2 protein-coding genes are annotated in these 1497 nt (G+C 62.0%); one reads left to right on the forward strand and one right to left on the reverse strand.

Going from position 1 to position 1497, the window contains the following annotated elements; genetic code table 11:
- Positions 1-115 precede the first annotated feature (115 nt).
- Positions 116-676, forward strand: coding sequence for a hypothetical protein (locus MXB90_RS17665; RefSeq protein ID WP_250046720.1), 561 nt, complete (start codon positions 116-118; stop codon positions 674-676).
- 54 nt (positions 677-730) lie between these two features.
- Here MXB90_RS17665 and MXB90_RS17670 read toward each other — a convergent pair whose 3' ends face one another.
- Entirely contained in the window at positions 731-1390 is a 660-nt protein-coding gene (locus MXB90_RS17670) for a cytochrome b/b6 domain-containing protein (RefSeq protein WP_250046721.1), read from the reverse strand.
- Positions 1391-1497: the final 107 nt, after the last annotated feature.

Consider the following 1497-nt stretch of genomic DNA (forward strand, 5'->3'; position numbering starts at 1 on the left):
TCAAAGTTCGTTGCTTCTTCTGAAATCTTGAAAAGTCAGCCCATCGGCGCGGGCGCGGTGAATTTACCTATCGGCCACGGGAACGGGGCAGGAAAATCCATAAGGGGGAAGACAAATGACCGAAAAGACCACTTATATCAATGTGCCCGAGGTTGTGGGCGTCTTCGACACGTTCGAGTCGATGCAGGCGACCATGTATGATCTGATGATCGCCGGGTTCAGCCGCTATGACATAAGCGTTCTGGGCAGTGAAACCGCGCTGAAGGAAAAGCTTGGCTCGGCCTTCTGGCAGGCGAAGGATCTGGAAGACAATCCCAATGCCCCGCGCGCAGCCTTCGTGTCCGAAGAGGCGATCGGGGAACTGGAAGGCGCGATCGTCGGCGGTTTCATCTTCCTGGGATCCTATATCGCCATGACCGCGATGCTGACGCCGATCAGCACGCTGGCCGCCTCGATCGCGGCGGTTGCCATCGGCGGCGGGCCTGCCGCGGTGATCGGCAGCCTTCTGGCGCGCCGGGTCGGCAAGCACCACAAGGACTATTACACCAATCAGATCAAGAACGGCGGGATCCTGATCTGGGTGCGGACCGCGGATGCCGAAAAGGAAAGGCTGGCCAAGACGATCATGGAGGGCCATTCGGGCCGCGATGTCCATTCCCACGCCTGGAGCGAATGATCCGCAGGGATCGCGGCACAAAGGCAGCGCGCCGGGCTTGGCCTTTCCGGATGACTAGCCTTTCCGGATTCGGGCCGGTTCGTCGCGCAGCAGATAGGCCTCTTCCTCGGGGGTCAGATCGACCTTGTCGAAGCCGGTGATCATCGGCGCGACATGGTCGCGGAACGATCCCCCCGCGGTCAGCAGATAGACATGCACGATGACGAAAGCGGCAATGGCAAAGCCGATCAGGATGTGCAGATTGGCGACCACCGGCAGCCAGCCCGCCAGCGCCGCATCGCTGGCCCACAGGTTATAGGTCAGATACAGCAGCCCCGTCGCCCAGATCGCCGGGAACAGCGCCAGCTTCAGCGCCAGATAGGTCAGCGCCTGCAGGGGATTGTGCTTGCGCCAATAGGCCTTGCGATAGGGATGCGCCTCACCCCTGAAGATGCCGTAGCCATAGAACCGCGCCACCTTCCAAAGGCCGTTGGTTGTGGGCACGTAATGGCGCCAGGTGCCCGTAGTCAGGTGCCAGAAGATCGCAAAGACCCACAGCACCATCAGCGCCACCGCCGCCACGATATGCGCCATGAAGGCCAGTCCGAAGGGCAGCGCCGCGATCAGCCCCATCACCCGCAGCCCCGAGGCAAAAAGCACAAGGATCAGCGCCGCCTGCGACCAGTGCCAGAAGCGTTCGAACCGCGGATAGATCCGGACAAGACGTTCAGTCATGATGCGCCCCCTTCTTGCCGAACGCCCGCCCTATCGCGTGTCCGGCCACCCCCAGCACGGCCAGAGCCAGCAGAATCAACCCCGCGATCCCGCCCATGCCCAGTCCC

This window comes from Phaeovulum molybdatiresistens (assembly GCF_023544865.1).
Classification (GTDB): Bacteria; Pseudomonadota; Alphaproteobacteria; order Rhodobacterales; family Rhodobacteraceae; genus Pontitalea.